The following is a 24,979-nucleotide window of genomic DNA, read 5'->3' as shown; positions in this document are numbered from 1 at the left end:
GGAGAACGCCGCCCTCCCGCCGGCGGACGGAGGGGATCACTTCTTCCGCAGGCGGCGAATGAACCAGCCCGCGACGAGCACGAGGGCCACCGGCACGGCGCGCGGGCCGATGAAGCGGATCGCCGCGCCCAGCACCCGCACCAGCCGGCCCAGCGCCAACGACTTCAGCGCCTTCCCGACGACGGGAGCCCGCAGGCCCTTCATCACCGTTTCCTGAGCCGCTTTCTTCGGGGCGTTCTTCAGCGCGCCGGCTGATTGCGTGACCTTCTTGTCCGGACGGGACTCGGCGGCCTTGTTCACCGCGGCACCGGCAATGTTCTTGCGCATGTCGCGCCTCTCCTCTTCGGGGGACATCCGTTCTGTAACACGGTCGTACCCGGACAGCGTGACCTATTCCTGCCCAGGTGAAAGTGCCGCCCGGATCTCTTGACCGGCCGTGTCCGGGGAATTGCCCGCCGTGATCCGCCGGTCGTCCGCAGCCGACCGGAATGCGTCGCCTTTTCTCGGGTAAGCAACTCCGTCAAGCCCGGCAAAGACGCTGGATCCAAACGAGAGGGTAGAAACATGGCCGAGCGGCCAGGGAGTTCTCTTGCGAAGCATGCGACGAGCATCGCCAAGCCGGTGACGAAGCAGATCGGGAACACCGTCAAGACGGTCGCCAAGGAGGCCCGGCGCGGCGGTGACCTGGGACCCAAGGCCGCCGCCGGCGCGGCCAAGTCCATCGGGAAGGCCGGCGGGACGTCGGCGAAGGCGGCGGTCTCCGGAGGCCTCAGCGCGCTCAAGCAGGTCGGTGGGCAGGTGCTGGGCAAGAACGGCAACGACAAGAAGGGCGAGGGCGGATCCGCCAAGACGAAGGTCACCAACATCATCGAGGAGATCGACGTCGGCGCGCCCCGGCGGTTGGTGTACGACCAGTGGACGCGTTTCCAGGACTTCCCGTCCTTCATGAAGAAGGTCGAGAGCACCGACCAGCTCGCCGACGAGAAGGTGCGCTGGAAGGCGAAGATCCTCTGGTCCACCCGCACGTGGGAGTCGACGATCGTCGAGCAGGTCCCCGACGAGCGGATCGTCTGGCGCTCCACCGGCCAGAAGGGCTACGTCGACGGAGCCGTGACGTTCCACGAGCTGGCCCCGGACCTGACCCGTGTCCTGCTCGTCCTCGAGTACCACCCGCAGGGGTTCATGGAGAAGACCGGCAACCTCTGGCGCGCCCAGGGGCGGCGGGCCCGGCTCGAGCTCAAGCACTTCCGGCGGCACGTCATGTCGCAGGCGCTGCTCCACCCCGGTGACGAGGCCGAGGGCTGGCACGGCGAGATCCACGACGGTGAGGTCGCCGAGTCCTCGAAGAGCGACGGGCAGGGCGGTTCCAAGAGCCGGCGGACCTCGTCCCAGAGCGGCCGCTCGACCCGGTCCCGTACCTCGTCGAGCACGGCCAGGTCCTCCGGCGACAAGACCTCGTCGGCCAAGTCCTCCGATGAGAAGTCCTCGTCGGCGCGGTCGTCCGGCGAGAAGTCGTCGTCGGCCAAGTCGTCCGGAGACAAGGCCTCCTCGGCCAAGTCGTCCGGCTCCTCGTCGGCCAGGTCCTCCAGCGGCGGGTCCTCGGGCACCCGGCGGTCCTCGAACGCCAAGAAGTCGTCGGCGTCCGGGCGGTCCTCGGGCGGCTCGTCGTCGAGCACGCGGCGGTCGGCCGCCAAGGAGACCGCCGGGGCCAAGGACGAGTAGGAGCGGTGTCAGCCGCCCCGTACGCGAAGCGCGCGGCGCAAGTCGTCCAGCTCGTCGTCGAGCGCGCGGCGCAGCGGGGTCGTCAGGTCCGTGCGCGCGAGGCACTCCTCCGCGGCGCGTACGGTGGCCGGCGTCGCGGCGTGGGCGGGGAACAGCTCCCGCCCGAGCGCCCTGGCCACCGCCGGGCCGCGCTCGCCGGCCGACGGCACGTCCGCGAAGTAGCGTTCGACGAACCCGGCCGTGAGGTCCGCCTGCGCCGGCCGCCAGAAGCCCTGGGCGGTGGCGGTCAGCAGGCGGTTGGACAGGGCGCCGTCGGTGAACAGCCGCCGCCAGGCCTCCTCCTTGGCCGCCGGGTCGGGGAGCGCGGCGCGGCACCGGGCGGCACCCTCCTGGCCGGTGGCGCTGGGGTCGCGCGCGACCTCCGCCCCGATGTCGGACTCGCCCGCCGCCCCGTGCGCGCACAGCTGAGCCAGCACACTCCAGCGCAGGTCCGGGTCGAGCGCGGGGCCGCCCGGCACACGCTGGTCCCGCAGCCACTCTCGCAGCTCGGCGAGCGCCTCCGGGGTCTCGGCGCACCGGATCAGCTCCCGTACGGCCGCGAGGCGCAGCGCCGGCGCCGACCCGTCCGCGGTACGGCCCAGGATCTTCCGGCAGGCGCCGGCGAGCGCCGCCAGGGCCGCCGGACGCGCGGCGGGCGTGGTGTACCGGTCGGCGGCCTGCCGCCGGCCGAAGGCGAGCACGGCCTCGACGACGCTGACGTCCGGCTCGGCGGGCAGGTGCGCCTCGACCAGGGCCAGGAACTCGGCTGCGGGCAGTTCACCGTCCCGGACCATGTCACGGGCGGTGTCCCAGATGACGGCGCGGGTGAGGCCGTCCTCGATCGTGGACAGCGCCTCGGCGGCGGCCCGCCGGGACCGCTCGTCCAGCCGGAGCTTGGCGTAGCTGAGGTCCCCGTCGTCCAGCACGATGAGGTCGGGGCGGGACGCCCCGGCCAGGCGCTCCAGCGGCACGCGGGCGGTGCCGTCCGCGTCCGCGTCGGCCGGCAGGTCGATCGCGAAGCGCTCCCGTAGCCTCAGCCGGCGGCCGTCCTCCCCGGCGTCCACCAGGTCGTACGTCGCGGCCGTGATCCGGTGCGGGCGCAGGGCCGACGGGTCGCCCGGCGTTCCCGTGTGGACGACGGTCGCGGCGGCCGTCGTGCCGTCCTCGCCCTCGGTCAGCTCCAGGCGGAGCGTGTCGACCCCGGACGTGCGCAGCCAGCGCTCGGCCCAGTCGTGCACGTCCCGGCCGCTCGCGGCGGTGAGGGCGTCCAGCAGGTCGGCCATCGTGGCGTTGCCGAAGCGGTGCTCGGCGAAGTAGGCGTTGATCCCGGCGAAGAACGCCTCGTCGCCGAGCCAGGCGACCAGTTGCCGCAGCACGGACGCGCCCTTGGAGTAGGAGATCCCGTCGAAGTTCGTCTGCGCGGCGGCGGTGTCGTCGATGCCCTCGGCCGCGACGGGGTGGGTCGAGCGGCGCTGGTCCGCGTCGTAGCCCCCGGGCTTGCGCGCGATCGTGAAGCCGGTCCAGGCGGTGGTGAAGCGCGTCGTCTCGGTGACGACCCGGTAGCCCATGTACTCGGCGAACGACTCGTTGAGCCACAGGTCGTCCCACCAGCGCATCGTGACGAGGTTCCCGAACCACATGTGCGCCATCTCGTGCGCGATGACGACCGCGCGGGTCTCCCGCTCGACGTCGGTGACGGCGGAGCGGAACAGGAACTCGTCGCGGAAGGTGACGCAGCCGGGGTTCTCCATCGCGCCGAAGTTCAGCTCGGGCACGAAGACCTGGTCGTACTTCCCGAACGGGTACCGGTCCTCGAACAGCTCGTGGTACCGGTCGAAGGCGCGCCGGGTGATCTCGAGGATCTCCTCGGCCTCCAGGTACGGGGCCAGGGAGCGCCGGCAGTGGACGCCCAGCGGGATCCCGTCGTGCTCGGTGCGCACCGAGTGGAGGGGGCCGGCGACGACGGCGGCGAGGTACGTGCTGATCGGCGCGGTCGGGGCGAAGCGCCAGCGGCCGTCCTCGTCCCTCTCGCCCGCGACGTTGCCGAGCACCGTCCAGTGCGGCGGGGCGCTGACGGAGAACTCGATCGGCGCCTTGAGATCCGGCTGGTCGAAGCAGGCGAACAGCCGCGGGGCGTCGTCCGGGGCGCACTGGGACGCGACGTACGCCTCACCGTCGGCCGGGTCGGTGAACCGGTGCAGGCCCTCGCCGGTCCGCGAGTACGGCATGTCGGCCTCGACGCGCAGCTCGTTGTCGGCCGCCAGGGCGGGGAGCGGCAGGCGGCCGTCCCGCAGGGACGCCGGGTCGAGCTCCCGCCCGTTGAGCAGCGCGCGACGCAGCCGCGCGGGCCGGATCTCGGCGAAGGTCTCGCTCCCGGGCTCGGCGCCGAACCGGACCACCGTGTCGGAGTGGAACGCCTCGTCGCCGCCCGTCAGGTCGAGGTGGACGGAGTAGGAGCGGACGTCCAGCAGACGGGCGCGCGTCTGCGCCTCCGCGCGGGTTAGAGCCGGCATGCGGCAATAGTGCCGTATGGCGGTGGCAGCTGGTTCACCCGCGGTCCCCCGTGACGTCATCCGGTGGAAAGGCCATGATCCCGGCGAGGAGGGCGGCCCGCTCGGCGAGCCCGGACACGCGGATCGCCTCGTCCGCCGCGTGCGCGCCCCGGCCGGGAGGGCCGAAGCCGTCCAGGGTGGGCAGCCCGCGCGAACCCGGCAGGTTCGTGTCACCGGCACCGGCGGCGGGCCGCCCGATGATCCGCAGACCCAGGAGCCTCCCGACGCCGGCGACGTGGTCGAGCAGCGGATCGCCGGGCCGCTCCGGCCAGGTCGGCCGCGCGGACAGCACGGTCGCCTCGACGGCGGCGCCCGCCCGTACGGGCTCCAGGGCCGCGAGGGCGTCCAGCACCGTGCGCTCGGCCTCCGCCGAGGCGAACCGCAGGCCGATCTCGGCCGACGCCTCACCGGCGACGACATTGGCACGCCGGCCGCCCTCGATCCGGCCGATGTTGAACAGGGTGCTGCCGTCGGCCGGCACGACGCCACGGGCGACCGCGAGCTGGTCGATGAGCTCGTCGACGGCGGACACGCCCTTGCCCGGGTCGAGCGCGGCGTGCGCCTCGCGGCCGCGGACGCCGAGACGGAGGCGGACGCTGCCCCGCCGCGCGTTCTTCAGCGCGCCGTCCGGGTGCGGCGACTCCAGGCCCAGCACGGCCACCGCGCCGTCGAGGTGGCGTTCGACGACGGCGCCGCCGGTGGGGCTGCCCACCTCCTCGTCGGCGACGACGACCAGGCGCACCTGCCGGGCCGGCGCCGTCCCGGCCTCCCGCAGCGCGCGCAGCGCCATCTCGACGGCGACCAGGCCGCCCTTCATGTCGTACGTCCCGGGCCCGGTGATCGTCGTGCCGTCGTCGGTGTACGGCATGGTGTCGAGCCGCCCGACCGGCCAGACGGTGTCGTAGTGGCCGACGAGGAGCAGGTGCGGGCCGTCCTCCGGGCCGAACCGCGACACCAGGTGCTCGCCCTCGCGGGCCACGGTGCCGCCGGCCTCGCGGTGGCCGGCCTCGATCAGCGCCGCGCAGCGGGCCAGCGCGGCGGCGTCGCCGGAGGGCGACTCGGCCAGCGCGTACTCGCGGAGCCGCGCGCGGCCGAAGCCGAGCAGCCGGGCGGTCGCGCCGGTCAGGGCGGCGGCCAGGTCGGGGGTCATCTCACCTCCGGTGGGCGGTACGTCGATAATGGAAGAAGCCGCAGGTGGCAGCCCTGCACCGAGCGTACCCGTGAGCATCTCTTGCCGCCTCTCACGCCGCAGTTGACCGTGCGGCCACTCACCACCTCCGCCGAGATGCGGGCCGGGGTGGAGGTGTACCGCGCCGCGTTCGCGCTGAGCCCCACGGACCCGGCCGTCAGCCCCCGGCTGCTCGCCGCGCTGCAGCGCAACGCCGGGTCGGTCATCGGCGCGTTCGCCGGCGACGAGCTGGTCGGGTTCACGTACGGCTTCCTGGGCTCGGACGGCGGGACCGTCTACCACTACTCGCAGGTGGCGGCGGTCCGGCCGGACTGGCAGCGGCGCGGCGTGGGGCGGGCGCTGAAGCTCAGCCAGCGCGACTACGTCCTGTCCGGCGGCGTCACCCGGATGCGCTGGGCCTTCGACCCGGTCCGCACCCACAACGCCCACTTCAACCTCGACGTGCTGGGCGCGACGGGCCGCTGGTTCCTGCGGGACTTCTACGGCGTAGAGGACATCGGACGCGATCCGGGCATGCGCACCGACCGGTTGATCGTCGAGTGGGACCTGCTCCGGCCGGCCGGGCCGTCCGCTCCACCGCCCGCGTACGCCGGGTGGGGGGAGACGCGCCGCGAGGACGACGACGTGCTCCTCGGCGCGCCACGGGACTGGGACGCCCTGGTCGCCCGGGACCGCGCCACGTCGCTCCGGGTCCGCGACGACCTCGCGGCCGCGATGCGGCGGCTGATCGACGAGGGGTACGTCGCGACCTCCTGCGAGACGTGCACGGAGGACACGGCGGTCTACCGGTTCCAGGCCGCGGACCGCGCGCCGCCGGACGGCCCGGGGGAGGGGTGAGAGACCGTGCCGCGAGTGTCGAAGATCGAGGCGTTCCGGGTGAGTCTGCCGCTCGTGCGGGCGTTCGAGACCAGCTCGCACCGCAAGGCGTACCTGGAGCACATCCTCATCCGGGTCCAGGACGGCGACGGAGCGGTCGGGTGGGGGGAGATCGCCTCGCCGAGCGACCCGTACTACTGCCCGGAGACCGTGGAGGACTGCCTGCTCATGGTCGACCGGTACCTCGCGTCCGCCCTCCTCGCCGCGGAGTGGGAGCACCCCGCCGACGTCGGCGCGGCCTGGGCGCGGATCCGCGGCCACGAGTTCGCCAAGGCCGGCGTGGAGATGGCCTGCTGGGACCTGTGGTGCCGGGCGACCGGACGGCCACTGGCGGGGGCGCTCGGCGGCACCCGGCCGGTGATCGAGGCGGGGGTCAGCCTCGGCATCGAGCGGACGGTCGACGACCTGCTGGCCCAGGTCGACCGGTACGCCGCCGAGGGCTACCGCAGGATCAAGCTGAAGATCGCGCCGGGATGGGACGTCGAACCCGTCCGCGCGGTCCGCGCGGCACGCCCCGGCCTGCCCCTGCACGTCGACGCCAACGGCGCGTACACCGAGGACCAGGACGCGGTGTTCACCGAACTCGACGACTTCGGCCTGACCATGATCGAACAGCCGTACGCCCCCGGCGCGCTGGCCGCGCACGCCCGGCTGCAGGCCCGGATCGTCACCCCGCTGTGCCTGGACGAGTCGGTGGAGGACCTGGACCGGCTCGACACGGCCATCACCCTGGAGGCCGGCCGGATCCTCAACATCAAGGTCTCGCGCATGGGCGGCCTCACCCCGGCACGGGCGGCGCACGACCGCGCCGTCGCGGCGGGCTGGCAGGTCTGGTGCGGCGGCATGCACGAGTTCGGCGTCGGGCGCGCCGCGAACGTCGCGATCGCGTCGCTGCCCGGGTTCACCCTGCCGAGCGACGTGTCCGGCTCGGACAAGTACTACGAGCGGGACGTCGTCGAGCCGCCGATCCGGGCCGCCGACGGGCTCGTCCCGGTGCCGTCGGGCCCCGGTCTGGGCCATGAGGTCGACGAGGATCTCGTGCGCAGTCTCGCGACCGCCGTAATGACCTGGTGAAGGCTTGTTAAATTCCGTCCACACGGGGGATCGACCCGTCGGATCACGCACGGGAGGTTTCTGGTGGACTTCGACGACGATGCCGGGCTCGACGCGTCCCAGGTCGAGGACGCCCGCGGCATGCCCTTCGGCGGGATGGCCATCGGCGGCGGCGCGATCGGCCTGATCGCCCTGGTCGCCGCGGTGCTGTTCGGCGTCAACCCGGGCCACATCCTCAGCGGGGGAGGGGGCGGTGGTGGCGGCGGCGCCCCGACCGCGGGCAGCCTGTCGTCCAAATGCCGTACGGGCGCCGACGCCGACCAGGCCGACGACTGCCGCATCGTCGGCGTCGTCAACAGCGTCCAGGCGTACTGGAAGAAGGAGTTCACCGACCAGGGCAAGACCTACACGGTGGCGCGCACCCGGCTGTTCAGCGGGCAGACGTCGACGGCGTGCGGCACCGCCAGCTCCGAGGTCGGCCCCTTCTACTGCCCCGGCGACAAGCGGGTCTACCTGGACCTGGGCTTCTTCCAAGAGCTGCACGACAGGTTCGGCGCCAAGGGCGGCCCCTTCGCGCAGGCGTACGTCGTCGCGCACGAGTACGGCCACCACGTCCAGGACCTGCTCGGCACCATGAACCGGGTCGGGAACGACCGGCAGGGCGCGACCAGCGGCTCGGTCCGCCTGGAGCTGCAGGCCGACTGCTACGCCGGCGTGTGGGCCAAGCACGCGGTGCAGACCGGCTTCTTCAGCAAGCCGTTCACCCAGAGCGACATCGCCGATGCCCTCGACGCCGCCGGCGCGGTCGGCGACGACCGCATCCAGCAGCGGGCGCAGGGACGCGTCGACCCGGAGAGCTTCACCCACGGCACGTCCGCCCAGCGCGAGCACTGGTTCTCCACCGGATACGACACCGGAGAGCCGTCGCGCTGCGACACCTTCTCCGGAGGTATCTGACCCCGGCCACGCTCACGCGAACCCGGCGGTCGGGCCCTGAGGTCCCCGGCCGCCGGGACCTTCGTCACTGCCCCTTCCCTCCCCTCGGGTGATGCGCTGGAGCCCGCATGAGAGCGGCTTGCCGGACGCGTTCTGAGAGGGGAACCGTGACAGCACTCGACGTGGCCCGATGGCAGTTCGGGATCACGACCGTCTACCACTTCATCTTCGTGCCCCTGACCATCGGGCTGTCCATCCTCGTGGCCGGCATGCAGACCGCCTGGCACGTGCGGAAGAACCCCGTGTACCTGCGCATGACGAAGTTCTTCGGGAAGCTCTTCCTGATCAACTTCGCCATCGGCGTCGTCACCGGGATCGTGCAGGAGTTCCAGTTCGGCATGAACTGGTCCGACTACTCCAGGTTCGTCGGTGACGTGTTCGGCGCCCCGTTGGCCATGGAGGGCCTGCTCGCCTTCTTCCTCGAGTCCACCTTCCTCGGCCTGTGGATCTTCGGCTGGGACAAGCTCTCGCCGCGGCTGCACCTGGCCACCATCTGGCTCGCCGCCCTCGGCACGAACCTGTCGGCCTACTTCATCCTGGCGGCCAACTCCTGGATGCAGCACCCGGTCGGCTACCGCCTCAACCCGGTCACCCACCGCGCCGAGCTGACCAGCATCACCAAGGTCCTCACCAACTCCACGACGCTCGTGACCTTCCCGCACGTGCTCTTCGGGGCGTTCCTCACCGGAGGCGTGTTCGTGGTCGGCGTCAGCGCCTGGCACCTGGCGCGCAGGCGCGAAACCGTCCTGTTCGGCAAGGCGATGCGGTACGGCCTGGTCGTCTCCCTCATCGCGGCGATCGGCGTCAGCGTCTCCGGCGACCTGCAGGCACGGATCATGACGAAGCAGCAGCCGATGAAGATGGCCGCCGCCGAGGCGCTCTACACCACCTCCGCCCCCGCGTCCTTCTCGCTGTTCACGATCGGCTCGCTGGACGGCAGCCAGGAACTGTGGAGCGTCCGCGCCCCGCACGTCCTGTCCTTCATGGCCACCGGCGATCCGAACGGGAAGGTCGAGGGCATCGACGACCTGCAGAAGGCGTACGAGGCCAAATACGGCCCCGGCTCGTACAAGCCGGTCGTCCCGGTCACCTACTGGAGCTTCCGCCTGATGATCGGGTTCGGGTTCCTCGCCGGGCTGCTCGCGCTGGCCGGGCTGTGGTTCCAGCGCCGCGGCAGCCGCTGGTTCCACCGCGCGGCGCTCGCGTCCATGGCCCTGCCGTTCCTGGCGAACACGATGGGCTGGATCTTCACCGAGATCGGCCGCCAGCCGTGGACGGTCTTCGGCGTGCTGCGGACCAAGGACGGCGTCTCGCCCGGCGTCGGCCTCGGCAGCGTCGTCACCTCGCTGACCGTCTTCACCCTCCTGTACGCGGCACTGGCCGTCATCGCCGGCGTGCTCATGGTCCGGTACGTGCGGTCGGGACCGCCCTCGGAAGAGGAGACGACGACCGAGGAACCGCTGCCCGCCTTCTCCTACTGACCGAGGACTCACCATGCAACTGACGACCGTCTGGTTCGTCCTGATCGCCGTGCTGTGGACCGGGTACTTCGTCCTCGAGGGGTTCGACTTCGGCGTCGGGATCCTTCTGCCGGCGTTGGCCCCGCGCCGGGACGCCCACAGCGACATCGACCGCAGAGTCATGATCAACTCCATCGGTCCCACCTGGGACGGCAACGAGGTCTGGCTGCTCGTCGCCGGAGGGGCCACCTTCGCCGCCTTCCCGGAGTGGTACGCCTCCCTCTTCAGCGGTTTCTACCTCCCCCTGCTGATCATCCTCGTCGCCCTGATCGTCCGGGGGCTGGCGTTCGAGTACCGCGGCAAGATCGACAGCGCGCGGTGGCGGCGGAACTGGGACCGCGCGATCTTCTGGGGCTCGGCGGTGCCCGCCCTGCTGTGGGGCGTCGCCTTCGCCAACATCGTGCGCGGCGTGCCGCTGGACGCCGGGCACCACTACACCGGGACCCTGTTCACCCTCCTCAACCCGTACGGCCTGCTGGCCGGCGCCACGACGTTCGGCCTGTTCACCCTGCACGGAGCGGTGTTCCTCGCGCTCAAGACCCGGGGCGAGGTGCGCGACCGGGCCCGCCTGCTGCTCATGCGGATCTGGCCGCCGGTCGTCGCGATCGCCGCCGCCTTCCTCCTCGTCACCCAGACCGCCCACGGCAAGGCGGCCACCTGGGTCACGGCGTCGGCCGCCGCGGTCGCCCTGCTCGCCGCGGTGACGGCGGCACTGCGCGGCCGGGACGGCTGGGCGTTCGCCGGGACCGCCCTGACCGTCGTCCTCTCGGTCGCGACCCTCTTCGGGGACCTGTGGCCGCATGTCCTGCCCTCCACGACGAACGACGCGTACGGCCTGACGGTGCACAACGCGGCCTCGACGCACTACACGCTGACCGTCATGACCTGGGTCGCCGTGATCTTCACGCCGGTCGTCCTCGCGTACCAGGCGTGGACGTACTGGGTGTTCCGCGCGCGGCTCACCCGGGACGTCATCCCCGTCGCCGCGCCCGCGGCGCCCCCGGTGGCGACCGGAACGGCGGAGCCGGAGAAGAGCACCGGGCCGGGCCGGGTCGCGGGGCCGGAGGGGACGACGGCGTGAGACCGTTCGACCCGCGGCTGCCCCGGTACGCGACGGCGGCCCGAGCCCACCTCGCGCTCGCCGTCGTCCTGGGCCTCGTCACGACCGGCCTGGTCCTGGCCCAGGCCGGCCTGCTCGCGAACGTGCTCGCGGGCCACGGCGCCGTGGCGGCGCCCCTGGCCGCGCTGCTCGCCGTCGTCGGGGGCCGGGCGCTCGCGGCGTACGGGGGTGAGGCGAGCGCCCTGCGGGCCGCCGCGCTGGTGCGTTCGCAGCTCCGGCGACGGCTCATCGCCCGCGCGGTGGAACGGCCGGGCCGGGCGGCCGGAGAGGTCGCCACCCTGGCGACCCGCGGCCTGGACGCCCTCGACGCCTACTTCGCGCGCTACCTGCCGCAGCTCGTCCTCGCCTGCCTGACCCCGCTCGCCGTCCTGGCCGTTGCCGCCGGCGTCGATCCGCTGTCGGCACTGGTCATCGCGGTGACGCTGCCCCTCATCCCGATCTTCATGATCCTCGTCGGCCTGCAGACCCGTGCCCGGACCGAGCGCCAGTGGCTCCTGCTCGAACGCCTCGGCGGCCACTTCCTCGACGTGGTCGAGGGCCTGCCGACGCTCAAGGTGTTCAATCGCGCCAAGGCCCAGGTGCGCATCATCCGGGACATCACGGCGGCGCACCGGCGGGCCACGATGCGGACCCTGCGCGTGGCCTTCCTGTCCGCACTCGTGCTCGAACTCCTGTCGACCCTCGCCCTGGCGCTCGTCGCGGTCGAGGTCGGACTGCGCCTTCTCAGCGGCGGGCTGCCGTACGAGAAGGCGCTGTTCGTCCTGCTGCTGGCCCCGGAGGCGTACCTCCCGCTGCGGAACGTCGGCGCGCAGTACCACGCGGGAATGGAGGGCGTCACCGCGGCGGGGCGCGCCCTCGACCTCATCGAGACCCCCGAGCCCCCGAGAGGACTGGCCGGGGCCCCCGTGTCCGGCGGGGCGGCGTCCGGCGGGGCCGTGACCGGCGAACCCGCGTCCGGCGGGGCCGTGATCCGGCTCGACGGCGTGACCGTGCGTCACCCGGACCGGGACGCGCCCGCCCTCGACGACGTCTCTCTGACCGTCGAGCCCGGGGAACGCCTCATCGTCACCGGCCCGAGCGGCGCCGGCAAGAGCACGCTGCTGGCGGTCCTGCTGGGCTTCGTCCGGCCGGAGACGGGAAGCACGTCCTTCGAGGGAATCCCCGAGGACGAGTGGCTGCGCCGGATCGCCTGGGTCCCGCAGCACCCGCACCTGTTCGCCGGGACGATCGCCGACAACATCCGGCTCGGAGACGTGGACGCCCCGCTCGACGCCGTCCGTGCCGCCGCGCGTCTCGCGGGCGCGGCGGGGTTCGTGGACGCGCTGTCCGACGGCTACGGCACCGACGTCGGCGAACGCGGCCTGCGCCTGTCCTCGGGCCAGCGGCAGCGGATCGCGCTGGCCCGGGCGTTCCTGCGCGACGCGCCGATTCTGCTGCTGGACGAGCCGACCGCGCACCTGGACGTCGACAGCGCCGGAGTCGTCCGCGACGCGGTCGAACGCCTCATGGCCGGCCGCACCGTCGTGCTCGTCACCCACGACCCCGCCTGGTCGGCCGCCGCCGACCGCGTCGTCGACCTCAGCGCCGGCCGCCTGCGAGAAGAGATGGAGCCCGCATGACCGTCGAATCCACGCTCCGCCCGGCCGTCCGCCGCGATCCCCTCCTGCGGCTCCTGGCGCTGGCCCGGCCGCTGCGGGGACGGCTGGTCCTGGCCGTGCTCGCGGGCGCGACCACGACCGCCGCCGGGATCGCGCTGCTCGCCGTCTCCGGGTACCTCATCGCCCGCGCGGCCCAGCACCCGAACGTCACGGCGCTCGCCGTCGCGGTCGTCGCGGTCCGGGCCCTCGGCATCGGCCGGGGGGTCCTTCGCTACGCCGAACGGCTCCTCGCGCACGACGCGGCCTTCCGCGTGCTGGCGGACGTCCGGGTGCGCGTGTACCGCAAGCTCGAAAGCCTCGTCCCGCTGCGCGACCTGCGATCGGGGGACCTGCTCGCCCGCCTGGTCTCCGACGTCGACGCGACCCAGGACCTCTTCGTCCGCGGCATCGTCCCGCCCACGGCGGCCGCCCTCGCCGGCGGCGGAGCCGTCGCCGTGTGCGCCGCGATCCTGCTGCCGGGCGGCGCGGCGCTGGCCGCCGGCCTGCTTCTGGCCGGCGTCGCGGTCCCGCTGCTGTCGGCCGTGATCGCCCGCCGGGCCGGCCGGGAGACCGCCGAGTCCCGCGCCCGCCTGACGACCCAGGTCGTCGACCTCCTGGAGGGGGCCGCCGAACTGCGGGCGTACGGCGCGATGGGCACCGCGCTCGCCGGCGCGCACCGGACCGACACCGCCCTGACCGCGCACGCCAGGCGCAGCGCGCTCGCGCGAGCCGTCGGGGCGGGCCTGGGCGCCCTGCTCGCCGGCGTCACCGTCTGGGCGGTGCTGCTGCTCGGCGTCCTGGCGGTCGAACCGCGGGTTCCGCTCGCGGTCCTGGTCCTGACGGCGCTCGCCGCGTTCGAGGCGGTCAACCCGCTGCCCGCCGCGGCCGCCCAGGTCAGCGAGGCGGGAGCCGCGGCCGCGCGGATCACCGGTGTCCTCGACACGCCGGAGCCCATCGCCCGTCCCGCCCGCCCCGCGCCACCGCCGGAGCCGCCGGTGACCGTACGGCTGCGCGGAGCCCGGGTCACGTACGGCGCGGTCCGCGCGCTCGACGGCGTCGACCTGGACCTCACTCCGGGCCGGCGCGTCGCGGTCGTCGGGCCGAGCGGCGCGGGCAAGAGCACGCTCGCCGCCGTGCTGCTGCGCTTCGCCGACCTCGACTCCGGGACGGCGACGTTGAACGGTGTGGAACTGGCCGCGTACGACCCCGACGACGTACGGCGGGTGATCGGCGGTTGCCCGCAGGACCCGTACGTCTTCGACACGACGATCCGGGAGAACCTCCGGCTCGCCCGGCCCGCGGCCACGGACGACGAGTTGCGCGCCGCGGCCCGGGACGCCCGGCTGCTGGAGTGGATCGAGTCGCTCCCGCTCGGCTGGGACACCCCGGTCGGCGCGCACGGTGAGTCGATCTCCGGCGGCGAGCGGCAGCGGCTCGCGCTGGCCCGCGCCCTGCTCGCGGACCCGGCGGTCCTCATCCTCGACGAGCCGACCGTTCACCTGGACGAGCCGACCCGGCGCGCGCTCACCGCGGACCTGCTGTCCGCCACCCGCGGGCGGACCACGCTCCTCATCACGCACGACCGCACGGGCCTGGACGAGGTCGACGAGATCGTGCTCCTGGAGGCGGGCCGGGTCGTCGAGCGGACCGGGCCCGCCCGCGCACTCCGCTGATCCGGCACGGCCGGCCGCCGTCACCACGTCCTCGGCGCTCGGACGGTCTCCGTCGGCCGAGGTGGCGGGACGGCGGAGGGACGCCGATGATAGAGGGGAGAAGCGGTCGGCTCGTCGAGAGGAAGCGTCCACGTGCCGCAGGATCTGCCCGGAGATGAGCACGCCCGACTGTCACTGCCGCAGCTGCGCCTGGACGATCTCCTCGGCGAGCTGCAGTCCCGGCTGGACGCCGTCCTGGCCACGCGTGACCGGGTCCACGCGCTGCTCGAGGCCGTGGTGTCGATCGGCAGTGACCTGGAGCTGGAGACGGTCCTGCGCCGCATCGTCGAGGCCGCGACCACGCTCGTCGAGGCCCGCTACGGCGCGCTCGGCGTCATCGGCGACGGCGGGCGGCTCGTGCAGTTCATCACCGTGGGGATCGACGAGGAGGGGATCGCCGCGATCGGCCACTGGCCCCACGGCGAGGGCATCCTCGGCCTGCTGATCAAGGATCCGCGCCCGCTGCGGATGCCGGACCTGGCGGCGCACCCGGAGTCGGCCGGCTTCCCGGCCGGTCACCCGCCGATGCGCCGTTTCCTGGGCGTGCCGATCCGGGTGCGCGACGAGGTCTTCGGCAACCTGTACCTCACCGAGAAGGCCGGCGGCGGCGAGTTCGACGAGGACGACGAGAGCGTGGTGACCGCGCTCGCCACCGCGGCGGGCGTCGCGATCGAGAACGCCCGGCTCTACCAGGAGGCCCGGCGCCGGGAACGCTGGCTGCAGGCGTCGGCGGAGGTGTCGACCACGCTGCTGTCCGGCACGGAGGCCGGCGACGTGCTCGAGCTCGTGGCCGAGCGCGCCCGGGAGATCTGCGACGCGGACATGGCCACGGTGCTGCTCGTCGAGGGCGGCGAACTGGTCGTCGCGACCGTGGCCGGTGAGCACGCCGGGAGGCTGCGCGGGCTCCGGATGCCCATCGAGGAGTCGTTGGCCGGCCGGGTGTTCCGCAGCGGCGAGCCGCTCGTTCTCACCGACGCGGGCGGACAGGAGGACCGCCTCGGCGTTCCCGAGACGGCGCCGACCGGACCGGCGCTACTCGTGCCCCTGGGCCTGGGCAGCGGCGCCCGGGGCGTGCTGTCCGTCGTGAACGCCCCCGGCAAACCCGTCTTCGGCGAGCCGGTGCGCCGCCTGCTGGAGCCGTTCGCGGCCCAGGCCGCCGTCGGACTGGAGCTCGCGGGCCGCCGCCGGGACGCGGAGCGTCTCGTCGTCCTGGAGGACCGCGACCGCATCGCCAAGGACCTGCACGACACGGTCATCCAGCGGCTGTTCGCCACCGCCATGACGCTGATGAGCGCGATCAAGATCACCGAGAAGCCGGAGGTCGCCCACCGCGTGCAGCGGGCGGTCGACGACCTCGACAACACGATCCGGCAGATCCGCTCGACGATCTTCGCGTTGCAGAGCACCATGGAGCAGACCCTGCGGACCCGCGTGCACGGCGTCATCGACAGCGCCGCCGAGACCCTGGGCTTCGCCCCGGCCGTCCGGCTGGACGGCCTGCTGGACATCGTGGTCGACGAGGCGACGGGGGACCAGGCCGTCGCGGTCCTGCAGGAGGCCCTGTCCAACGCCGCGCGGCACTCCGGCGCCCGGCACGTCGGCGTCACCCTCATGGTCGGGGACGAACTCGTGCTGCGCGTCGAGGACGACGGCGTCGGCATCCCCGAGGACGGCCGCCGCAGCGGCCTGCGCAACATGGCCGAACGCGCCCAGGCCCTCGGCGGCGCCTTCGAGATCCGCCCGCGTGACGGCGGCGGCACCGTCCTGGAGTGGCGCGTCCCCCCGGCGGCGCGGTAACGCCCCGGAACGAGTCTTCGGATACGGACCACCTGTTGGCAGCCGGCCCCCTATCGGGGGCCCACCCCCAGCCACTCGCTCGCTCGTCGGCTCGCCGCGGTGCTCATTGCCGCGCTCACCTCCTCACTCGCTCCGCGGCCGGCTCGTCCCTCACCGACCACTCCACTCGCTCGTCGGCTCGCCGCGGTGTAAGGATCGGCGGGCGGGGCAGCCAACGATTCATGGTCGAAGTCGACGCGGTCGTGGTCGGCGCGGGTCCGAACGGCCTGACGGCGGCGGTCACGCTCGCCCGGGCCGGGCTCACCGTGCGGGTGTACGAGGCCGCCGCGGAGATCGGCGGCGGGACCCGCACCGAGGAGCTGACCCTGCCGGGCTTCCGGCACGACGTGTGCTCCGCCGTGCATCCGCTCGGCGCCGGATCGCCCGCGTTCCTCAGGTTGCCGCTGGAGCGGCACGGCGTCACGTGGGTCGAGCCGCCGCTGCCGCTCGCCCATCCGTTCCCCGACGGGTCGGCCGCGATCCTGGCCCGGTCGATCGAGGAGACCGCGGTCGTCCTCGGCCGGGACGGCCCCGCGTACCGCGCCCTGGTGAAGCCGTTCCTGGGCCGCTGGAGGGACCTCGCGCCCGACGTGCTGCGCGCCCCGCTCGACGGCCTGCCCGCCCACCCGCTGCTGCTCGCCCGGTTCGGCGTACGGGCGGCCGCGCCCGCCGCGCTGCTGGCCCGGCTGTTCCGTGGCGAGCACGCCCCCGGACTGCTCGCCGGGCTGGCCGCCCACGCCATCGCGCCGCTGAGCACGCCGGCGACCGGGGGGATCGCGCTGTTGTTCGCGCTCGCGGCCCACGAGGTGGGCTGGCCGTTCCCGGCCGGTGGCTCGCAGGCGATCGCGGACGCCCTGGCGGACCACCTGCGCTCCCTCGGCGGCCGGATCGAGACGGGCCGGCACGTACGGGATCTGGGCGAACTGCCGACCGCCCGTGCGTACCTGCTCGACGTCATGCCCGAGCACCTGGCCGCACTCGCCGGCCCCCGGCTGCCGGACCGGTTCGCCGACCGGCTGCGGCGCTACCCGCACGGCCCGGCCGCGTTCAAGATCGACTATGCGCTGTCCGGCCCCGTGCCGTGGACCGCCGAAGCGTGCGGACGGGCCGGCACCGTCCACATCGGCCCGACGTTCGCGGAGATCGGCACGGCGCTGCGCGCCGCGTACGAGGGCTCGCCGCCGGAGCGGCCGTTCCTCATCGTGGCCCAGCCGAGCCTGTTCGACCCGTCCCGTGCCCCGGCGGGCTCCCACGTCCTGTGGGTCTACGGGCACGCGCCGCGCGACTGGCACGGCGACCTGACAGGGGCGATCGAGCGTCAGATCGAGCGGTTCGCCCCCGGCTTCAGGGACCTAGTCCTCGCCCGCGCGGTGTCGGGACCGGCCACGATCGCGGCGCGCAACCCGAACAACGTCGGCGGCGACATCGCCGGCGGCGCCTGCGACCACCTGCGGCTGCTCTTCCGGCCCACCCTGGCCCGCGTTCCGTACGCCACGCCGAACCCGCGGATCTACCTCTGCTCCTCCGCGACCCCGCCGGGCCCGGGGGTGCACGGCATGTGCGGGCACCACGCCGCCCTGACCGCCCTGCGCCGCGTCTTCCGGCTGTCCGGAGAGGAGGTGCGACGGCCGTGGGGTGGCTCACGGACCCTGGATACTGGCCGGGCCGGCTGATCTTCCAGCGGGGCCTCGCCGCGATCTACCTGCTCGCCTTCCTCTGCGCGGTGGACCAGTTCCGCGCGCTGGCGGGGGAGCGGGGCCTCACCCCGGTTCCGGCGTACCTGCGGAGGGTGTCGTTCCAGCGGGCCCCGAGCCTGTTCCACCTTCACTACTCGGACCGGTTCCTCGCGGCCGTCTCCTGGGCGGGGGTGGTCCTGTCGGCCGCCGCCCTCGGAGGACTCGCCGACGTGGTGCCGCTCGGGGCGGCGACGGCGCTGTGGGCGGTCCTGTGGGCGCTGTACCTGTCCATCGTCAACGTCGGGCAGGTCTGGTACGGCTTCGGCTGGGAGTCGCTGCTGTGCGAGGCGGGCTTCCTGGCCGTCTTCCTCGGCAACGCGCGCACCGCGCCGCCCGTGCTCATCCTGTGGCTGCTGCGCTGGCTGCTGTTCCGCCTGGAGTTCGGCGCCGGCCTGATCAAACTGCGCGGCGACCGCTGCTGGCGCGACCTGACGTGCCTGTACTACCACCACGAGACCCAGCCGATGCCGAACCCGCTCAGCTGGTACTTCCACCACCTGCCCAAGCCGCTGCACCGCGTCGAGGTGGCGGCGAACCACGTCACCCAGCTGATCGTGCCGTTCGGGCTGTTCGCGCCGCAGCCGTACGCCACCGTGGCGGCCGCGATCGTCATCGTCACCCAGTTCTGGCTGATCCTCTCGGGCAACTTCGCCTGGCTGAACTGGATCACCGCGATCCTGGCGACCTCCGTCGTGGACTGGCGGGCGTTCGGCCTGGCGGGAGCCCCCCGGCCCGCCGCGGAGCCGCTGTGGCACCAGGCGCTGGTCATCGCGGTCACCGTGCTGGTCGTCGTGCTCAGCTACTGGCCGGCTCGCAACCTGATCTCCCGGCGGCAGCGGATGAACGCCAGCTTCAACCCGCTGCACCTGGTCAACTCCTACGGAGCGTTCGGCAGCATCACCAAGGTCAGGTACGAGGTCGTCATCGAGGGCACCGAGGACCCCGACCCGGGCCCCGGCAGTGCGTGGCGGGAGTACGAGTTCAAGGGCAAGCCGGGGGATCCACGGCGGCGGCCGCCGCAGTACGCGCCGTACCATCTCCGGCTCGACTGGCTGATGTGGTTCGCCGGACTGTCCTCGCTGTACGCGGAGCCGTGGATCGTCCCGCTCGCCGAGCGGCTGCTGGAGAACGACCGTGCGATCCTCCGGCTCCTCCGGCACAACCCCTTCCCGGGTGCCCCGCCCGCCGTCGTCCGCGCCCGCCTGTACCGCTACCGCTTCACCACGTGGCACGAACGCCGCGAGACCGGCCGGTGGTGGGACCGCACGCTCGTACGGGAGTACCTGCCGCCCATCGGCCTGCGTCCCACCGCCGGCGCCACATCTGAATCGGGGGGGATGACACCATGAGCGACCACACCGACGAGCCGACCGCGGAGGACCCGGTCCCGCCGCAGGACCTGTCCGGCATCGTGGGACATCGCTTCATCTATACGTACGTCAACGGCTGGCAGTACGAGATGTACGTGAAGAACGCCGCCACCATCGACTACCGGATCCACTCGGGCATGGTGGGCGGCCGCTGGGTCAAGGACCAGGAGGTCGACCTCGTCCGGCTCGACGAGGACGGCTACAAGGTGTCCTGGACCGAGCCGACCGGCACCTCGGTCAGCGTGAACGTCATGCCGGGCGAACGGCGCCTGCACGGCGTGATCTTCTTCCCGCGCTGGGTGGAGGAGCATCCCGAGCGCACGGTGGTGTTCCAGAACGACCACCTCGACGAGATGCGCGCCCTGCGCGACGCCGGCCCCACGTACCCGATCCACATCGTCCCGGAGTTCGCGAGGATCACCCTGTACGAGCGGGTCGGCGAGAACGACGAGACCGTCATCGCCGTGGGCCCCGGCGACCTGCCCGCCGATTTCGCCACCCGCACGAACTGACTCCCCGGCACGTCCGGACGGGGTGCGGCGCGGAACCTCCTGATCGGGCTCCCTCCTGCGGATCTTGCCTCTCTCGAAAGTAAACGGTACGGTTCAGTTTACATTTCCCCGGTGGTTCGCGAAGAGGAGGATTCATGACACTGATCTGTATCGAGGAGCATGCGATCGACCAGTCGATCGCCGAGGCGGCCGGCCCGGCCCTCGCCCGTGAAGCGCCGTACATGCGGATGCAGAGCTCCAGCTCCGCTCCCGTGCGGCCGGGCCCTGGCCGACGGCCGGCCGTCGACATCAAGGAAGCGCTCCGCCTCGGGGCCGACCTCGGGCAGGAGCGCATCCGGCGCATGGACGAGCACGGCATCGATGTGCAGATCGTCTCCTGGACCAGTCCGATCCAGCTCGTCCCCGACGACAAGGCGATCGCCCTGTGCCGGTCGGCCAACGACCGGCTCGCGAAGGCGGTCACCGCCCACCCCGACCGGCTCCAGGGGCTGGCGGCGTTGCCGTGGCAACAGCCGGCCGCCGCCGTGGACGAACTCGACCGTGCCGTGACCGACCTCGGTCTGCGCGGGGTCCTGATCCTGGGGCGCCCCGGTGCCGGGTTCCTCGACGATCCCGTCTACCAGCCCGTCCTGGACAGGATCGCCGCACTGCGGGTGCCGCTCTACGTGCACCCGTTCCATCCGGTCCCGCAGGTCCAGCAGGCCTACTACGCGGGATTCAACGACAAGGTGAGCGCCGAACTTTCGCTGGGCGCATGGGGCTGGCACCACGAGGCGGGGATCCACGTGCTCCGGCTCATTCTCGCCGGAGTCTTCGAACGTCTTCCCGACCTTCAGGTCATCAGCGGTCACTGGGGCGAGATGGTCCCCTTCTATCTCAGCCGCCTGGACGACGTCCTCTCACCAGGTGACACCGGGCTGTCGCGGACGATCACCGAGATCTACCGCTCGAATGTCTGGGTCACCCCGAGCGGGATGTTCCATCGGCCCCAGTTCGACTTCATCCGCGCCGTGGTGGGACTCGACCGATTGATCTGGTCCGTCGACTACCCCTTCCTTCACCTCGACGGCACGCGGGAGTTCCTCGACGAACTCGACGTCACACCCGAAGACCGGGAGAAGATCACCCATCTCAACGCGGAGCGCCTCTTCCGGCTGTGAGACCGGGTGGTCAACGGGTGCGGTGGCGTAGAAGGATCGGGGGTGGCCGAGGCGGTCTGCCCCCGATCGCGCCTAGATACCTACCAGGGGACTTCTCCGTTCTCGTCCTGGAAGGTTCCTGTCGGGCCGTCCGCGTCGAGGGTGGCCATACGCACGACGACTCTGGCGCTGTCCTCCGGTGCCCTTCCGATTCCGAATGCGGTGGCGCAGCAGGGGAAGCGCCGCCTCCGTGACACGCACGATCCCCACGGCGTTGGTGTCGAAGGCCCGCAGGGCCGTGGGGCCGTCGGTGGCTTCGGGGAACAGCTTCTCCTTGCGGTCGCCGAACTCGAAGCTGAGCGTGTGTTCGAGGATCAGGAGCCGTACCTGAGCGAACTCACCTCGCGCGCGGCCTGGGAGGCGTGGCGTGACCTTGTCGTCAAGCAATACCGCGACCAGGGGCTGCACTGCCCGCTCGGGGTACTGATCGCCGACGTGGGCCGGTACAGCCCGGCCGCGCAGGCCGTGTCGGCGCAACTGGTGCGGCGGTGGCAGGAGTGCGTCCGCGCCGGTATCGAGGCCACACAAGCGGCCGGTGAGGCCGACCCCGCCCTCGACGCCGACCGCACGGCCGCGGCTGTGATCGCCGCCGTCCAAGGCGGTGTCACCGTCCTGCTCTCCACCGGCTCGGCAGAGCACCTGGAGGCCGGGCTGAACCTCTGCCTCGACCACCTGTTGTCGTAGACGGACGATCACGATCCCCCCTCGGCCCGAATTCGAGGGAGCGATCCGTCCGGCCGCCATGGCCGCCGGAACGTCCGGGATGCCTAAGGTTAGGGCCATGGCCAGTGCTGATTCCTCCCTGTCCCGTGACCGGCGCCGCGCCGAGCTGCGGGAGTTCCTGCGCAGTCGGCGCGCGCGGGTCTCGCCCGAGGAGGTCGGGCTGCCGGCGGGTGGTCGCCGCCGTACGCCGGGGTTGCGGCGCGAGGAGGTCGCGGTGCTGGCCGGGGTCGGGGTGTCCTGGTACACGTGGCTGGAGCAGGGACGCGACATCAAGGTGTCCGAGGACGTCCTCGACGCGATCGCCCGTGCGCTGCTGCTGAACTCCGCCGAACGAGCGCACCTGTACCTGCTGGCCGGGCTGAACCCGCCGCAGGCACGGTCCGCGGCCTCCGTGCCCGCCTCACCGGAGGTGCGGCGGCTGCTGGACGCCTGGTCGCCGCGGCCCGGCTACATCCGTGACCGCCACTGGAACTTCACCGCCATCAACGACGCCGCCCGGGTCGTGTTCGGCTACGGCGAGACCGACCACAACTGCCTGGTCTCCTTCTTCACCAACGCCCGCTACCGGGTGGTGCATCGCCACTGGGCCGAGACCGCGCCCTCGGTGGCCGCCGGCTTCCGCGCCGACGCCGCGCGCCACCCCGACGACCCGGAGTTCGAGCGCATCGCCGGCGAGCTGGCCGAGGTCAGCCCGGAGTTCGCCGAACTGTGGGCGCGTCACGACGTGGCCGAGCACACCAGCGCGGTCAAGGCGGTCGATCACCCGGAGGCCGGAACACTGACCTTCGACGCCACGCTGCTGCCGCTGCCCGAGCAGCCCGGTCATCACCTGATCCTGCACAACCCCCGTCCGGGCACGGGCACGCAGGAGCGGCTGGAGAAGCTGATGCGGGAGCGCAGCCTGGTGGTGTCACACCCAGGATGAGCCGACACTGCCGGAGTCCGCGCCGCGCCAGCAGACTCATCGCCATGAGCAGCAGTGAGCAGATGAAGGCGGTCACCATCCCCGAGTTCGGCGAGGCCGAGGTGCTCCGCACGGACGAGGTGGCGGTCCCCGAGCCCGGTCCGGGCGAGGTCGCGATCGACGTGGCGTACGCGGGCGCGAACTTCGCCGAGGTCCTCTATCGGCGTGGCGTGGTGGACGTGCCGTTGCCCTTCGTCCCCGGAATCGAGGTCTCGGGCCGGATTCGCGCCGTCGGCGATGGCGTCGAGGACCTGACGGTCGGTCAGCCGGTGGCCGCGTTGACGATCGTCGACAGCGGTGGCTACGCGGAGGTGGTCGTCACCTCCGCGGACCTGGTCGCCCCGCTGGACGGCCTCGACCTCGGGCTGGACGTGGCCGCGGCGCTGCCGTCCAACAGCACCACGGCCTTCCTGGTGCTCGACCGGGTGGCGCGCATCGAGCCCGGGCAGAGCGTCCTGGTCCACGCCGCGGCCGGTGGGGTGGGCAGCCAGCTCGGCCAGGCCGCCCGGCTGCTGGGCGCGGGCCGCGTAGTCGGCACGGTCGGCGGACCGGCCAAGATCGAGGCGGCCAGGGGTTTCGGCTATGACGAGGTGATCCTGCGCGACCGGCTCGCCGGGGCCGGCGAGTTCGACATCGTCGTCGACATGGTCGGCGGTCCCGCTCGCCGCGCCGGCCTGGACCGGCTGGCGCCGATGGGCCGCCTCGTGGTGATGGGCAACGCGTCGGGCGCCGACGACGTCGGCGTCCCGGCCAACGAACTGTGGTTCACCAACAAGACGGTCTCCGGGTTCAACCTGGCCGCCTTCTCCGCCGCCTTCCCCGAGGAGGCGGGCCGGGCGCTGCGCCGCGCGGTGGAGGCCGCCGCGAAGGGGGCCCTGCGGGTCCAGGTCGAGGCGCTGCCCCTGGAACGGGCCGCCGAGGCGCACCGCCGCATCGAATCGGGGCTCACCACCGGCAAGCTGGTGCTCGACGTCGCGACGCCGTGACCCGTGTGCGGGACCGGAGCAGGATGCCCGTGGCCATCGTGAGCGTGCCGGCCAGCGCGGTGGCGGCCGCCAGCAGGACCGCGCCCGCAACGCCGATGGCGCCGGTGACGACGCCGAAGGTGAACGGGGTGACCGCCGCGCCGGTGAACAGGCCCGCCTGCATCCAGGCGCCCGCGCGGGCGCCCTGCCCGTCCAGCAGGCGCATCACCGAGGCGAGCAGCAGACCGGTCCAGCCCCAGCCGCCCGCGACGGCCAGGACCGCGCCGATGACGAACGTCACCGGGGTGCCGAACGCGGTGAGCGCCAGGCCGAGCGCGCCGCTGAGCATCATCACCGTGACCACGACCGGGTTGTGCCGCGGCGCGCGGTCGGCGAGGCCGCCCGCCGTGAGCCGGACGGCGATGGCGACGATCCCCGCGAGGGACTGCATCAGCCCGGCGACGGCCGTCGACAGCCCTGAGGCCGTACCGATCTGGATGAAGTAGGAGGCGGCGGCGTTGGAACCCACCGTGGCGAGACCGGCCGCCAGGGTCCACAGCAGGAGCACCCGGAAGGTCGTGCGCCGCCGGTCGGCGTCACAGGCGCCCCTGCCGTCTCCGGTGACGGTCGTGGACGGGGTTCGGGGGCGGGCCGGGCCGATCCGCCCGAGCGGAACGGCGGCCAGCGCGAGGACGGGGAAGGCGGCCGCCGCGACGAGGGCGGTCCGCTGGCCGTACGGGACGGCGACGAGTCCGGCGAGCAGGCCGGGCAGCAGCGGTGCGGCTCCGAGCGCCGCACCGACCAGGCCGGTGGCGAGGGACAGCCTGTGCCCGGGTACCCGCGCGGCGATGTAACGGCCGGCCGCCGGTTGCGGCAGCGTGTTGGCCACGCCACCGACCATGAGAGCCCCGATGAGCCACACCGGGCCGTCGGCCAGGGCGGCGAGCAGCAACGCGGCCGCGGCCAGCAGGTCGATGAGCAGCAGGACCGCCGGGAGCGGCAGGCGCGCCGCGACGCGGCGTCCGAGGCCGGACCCGGCCGCGGTGACCGCGAAGAACGCGCTCAGCGCCAGCCCGAGCGTCGTCCCGGAGATTCCGGCGTCGCGCTCGATCGGGGTGGCGAGCGCGGCGACCCCGAACACGGGCGTCATGGCCGCGACGGCGGCGGCGACGACGGCGCCCATTCCGGGCCATGGCCCACGACCCTCGGGGAGGGCGGGGCGGACGGTTCGGGCGGGGGACAGGGTGCTCATTGTGAT

Annotated in this window: 20 protein-coding genes; 16 read left to right on the top strand and 4 right to left on the bottom strand. The window is 73.0% G+C overall.

The genetic code is table 11. The features are described from left to right. Positions 1-36: 36 nt before the first annotated feature. The gene (locus NE234_RS40915) at positions 37-327 is read right to left on the bottom strand and encodes a hypothetical protein (protein ID WP_252786544.1); all 291 of its coding nucleotides are present in this window, start codon (positions 325-327) and stop codon (positions 37-39) included. 237 nt (positions 328-564) lie between these two features. Here NE234_RS40915 and NE234_RS40910 point away from each other — a divergent pair, with 237 nt between their 5' ends. After that, complete coding sequence (locus tag NE234_RS40910; protein ID WP_252786543.1) at positions 565-1,722, top strand: SRPBCC family protein; 1,158 nt, start codon at positions 565-567, stop codon at positions 1,720-1,722. Positions 1,723-1,730: 8 nt separating this feature from the next. On the opposite strand, the gene pepN is transcribed toward NE234_RS40910, so the two are convergent. Both pepN and NE234_RS40900 read right to left on the bottom strand, forming a co-directional pair. After that, on the bottom strand, positions 1,731-4,274 hold the full coding sequence (gene pepN, locus NE234_RS40905; protein ID WP_252786542.1) for an aminopeptidase N: 2,544 nt from the start codon (positions 4,272-4,274) through the stop codon (positions 1,731-1,733). Positions 4,275-4,308: 34 nt separating this feature from the next. Continuing rightward, positions 4,309-5,463, bottom strand: a complete 1,155-nt coding sequence (locus tag NE234_RS40900) for a M20/M25/M40 family metallo-hydrolase (protein ID WP_252786541.1) — start codon at positions 5,461-5,463, stop codon at positions 4,309-4,311. Positions 5,464-5,571: 108 nt separating this feature from the next. Here NE234_RS40900 and NE234_RS40895 point away from each other — a divergent pair, with 108 nt between their 5' ends. The 15 genes from NE234_RS40895 (at position 5,572) to NE234_RS40825 (ending at position 23,742) form a co-directional block, all read left to right on the top strand. Further along, entirely contained in the window at positions 5,572-6,339 is a 768-nt protein-coding gene (locus NE234_RS40895; RefSeq protein ID WP_252786546.1) for a GNAT family N-acetyltransferase, read from the top strand. Between the two features lie 15 nt (positions 6,340-6,354). Continuing rightward, on the top strand, positions 6,355-7,452 hold the full coding sequence (menC, locus tag NE234_RS40890; RefSeq protein ID WP_252786540.1) for an o-succinylbenzoate synthase: 1,098 nt from the start codon (positions 6,355-6,357) through the stop codon (positions 7,450-7,452). A 63-nt stretch (positions 7,453-7,515) separates the two neighbouring features. Then, positions 7,516-8,388, top strand: coding sequence for a KPN_02809 family neutral zinc metallopeptidase (ypfJ, locus tag NE234_RS40885; RefSeq protein WP_252786539.1), 873 nt, complete (start codon positions 7,516-7,518; stop codon positions 8,386-8,388). 146 nt (positions 8,389-8,534) lie between these two features. After that, a complete protein-coding gene (locus NE234_RS40880) occupies positions 8,535-9,908 on the top strand; it encodes a cytochrome ubiquinol oxidase subunit I (protein ID WP_252786538.1) in 1,374 nt (457 codons plus the stop codon). A gap of 13 nt (positions 9,909-9,921) precedes the next feature. Beyond that, the gene (gene cydB / locus NE234_RS40875) at positions 9,922-11,028 is read left to right on the top strand and encodes a cytochrome d ubiquinol oxidase subunit II (RefSeq protein WP_252786537.1); all 1,107 of its coding nucleotides are present in this window, start codon (positions 9,922-9,924) and stop codon (positions 11,026-11,028) included. After that, positions 11,025-12,686, top strand: coding sequence for a thiol reductant ABC exporter subunit CydD (gene cydD, locus NE234_RS40870; RefSeq protein ID WP_252786536.1), 1,662 nt, complete (start codon positions 11,025-11,027; stop codon positions 12,684-12,686). Before cydB ends, cydD begins: the two co-directional genes overlap by 4 nt. Further along, the gene (cydC, locus tag NE234_RS40865) at positions 12,683-14,377 is read left to right on the top strand and encodes a thiol reductant ABC exporter subunit CydC (protein ID WP_252786535.1); all 1,695 of its coding nucleotides are present in this window, start codon (positions 12,683-12,685) and stop codon (positions 14,375-14,377) included. The genes cydD and cydC overlap by 4 nt, the downstream gene beginning before the upstream one ends. A gap of 132 nt (positions 14,378-14,509) precedes the next feature. Continuing rightward, positions 14,510-16,213 (top strand): sensor histidine kinase, encoded by a 1,704-nt coding sequence (locus NE234_RS40860; protein WP_252786534.1) that lies wholly within the window; start codon positions 14,510-14,512, stop codon positions 16,211-16,213. A 221-nt stretch (positions 16,214-16,434) separates the two neighbouring features. Next, on the top strand, positions 16,435-17,925 hold the full coding sequence (locus NE234_RS40855; protein WP_252786533.1) for a phytoene desaturase family protein: 1,491 nt from the start codon (positions 16,435-16,437) through the stop codon (positions 17,923-17,925). After that, on the top strand, positions 17,883-19,337 hold the full coding sequence (locus tag NE234_RS40850; protein ID WP_252786532.1) for a lipase maturation factor family protein: 1,455 nt from the start codon (positions 17,883-17,885) through the stop codon (positions 19,335-19,337). The genes NE234_RS40855 and NE234_RS40850 overlap by 43 nt, the downstream gene beginning before the upstream one ends. Then, positions 19,334-19,870 (top strand): phenolic acid decarboxylase, encoded by a 537-nt coding sequence (locus NE234_RS40845; RefSeq protein WP_256530199.1) that lies wholly within the window; start codon positions 19,334-19,336, stop codon positions 19,868-19,870. The genes NE234_RS40850 and NE234_RS40845 overlap by 4 nt, the downstream gene beginning before the upstream one ends. A gap of 134 nt (positions 19,871-20,004) precedes the next feature. Beyond that, a complete protein-coding gene (locus tag NE234_RS40840) occupies positions 20,005-21,030 on the top strand; it encodes an amidohydrolase family protein (RefSeq protein ID WP_252786531.1) in 1,026 nt (341 codons plus the stop codon). Between the two features lie 42 nt (positions 21,031-21,072). Continuing rightward, entirely contained in the window at positions 21,073-21,753 is a 681-nt protein-coding gene (locus NE234_RS40835) for a TetR family transcriptional regulator C-terminal domain-containing protein (protein WP_252786530.1), read from the top strand. 97 nt (positions 21,754-21,850) lie between these two features. Continuing rightward, positions 21,851-22,717 (top strand): helix-turn-helix transcriptional regulator, encoded by an 867-nt coding sequence (locus NE234_RS40830; RefSeq protein ID WP_252786529.1) that lies wholly within the window; start codon positions 21,851-21,853, stop codon positions 22,715-22,717. Between the two features lie 44 nt (positions 22,718-22,761). Continuing rightward, entirely contained in the window at positions 22,762-23,742 is a 981-nt protein-coding gene (locus NE234_RS40825; RefSeq protein WP_252786528.1) for a quinone oxidoreductase family protein, read from the top strand. On the opposite strand, the gene NE234_RS40820 is transcribed toward NE234_RS40825, so the two are convergent. Continuing rightward, positions 23,702-24,973, bottom strand: a complete 1,272-nt coding sequence (locus tag NE234_RS40820) for an MFS transporter (protein WP_252786527.1) — start codon at positions 24,971-24,973, stop codon at positions 23,702-23,704. The two genes, NE234_RS40825 and NE234_RS40820, sit on opposite strands and share 41 nt — an antisense overlap. Positions 24,974-24,979 lie beyond the last annotated feature (6 nt).

It is taken from the genome of Actinoallomurus rhizosphaericola, assembly GCF_024055675.1.
Taxonomy (GTDB): Bacteria; Actinomycetota; Actinomycetes; order Streptosporangiales; family Streptosporangiaceae; genus Actinoallomurus; species Actinoallomurus soli.
This window is presented reverse-complemented; position numbering and strand designations above follow the sequence as displayed.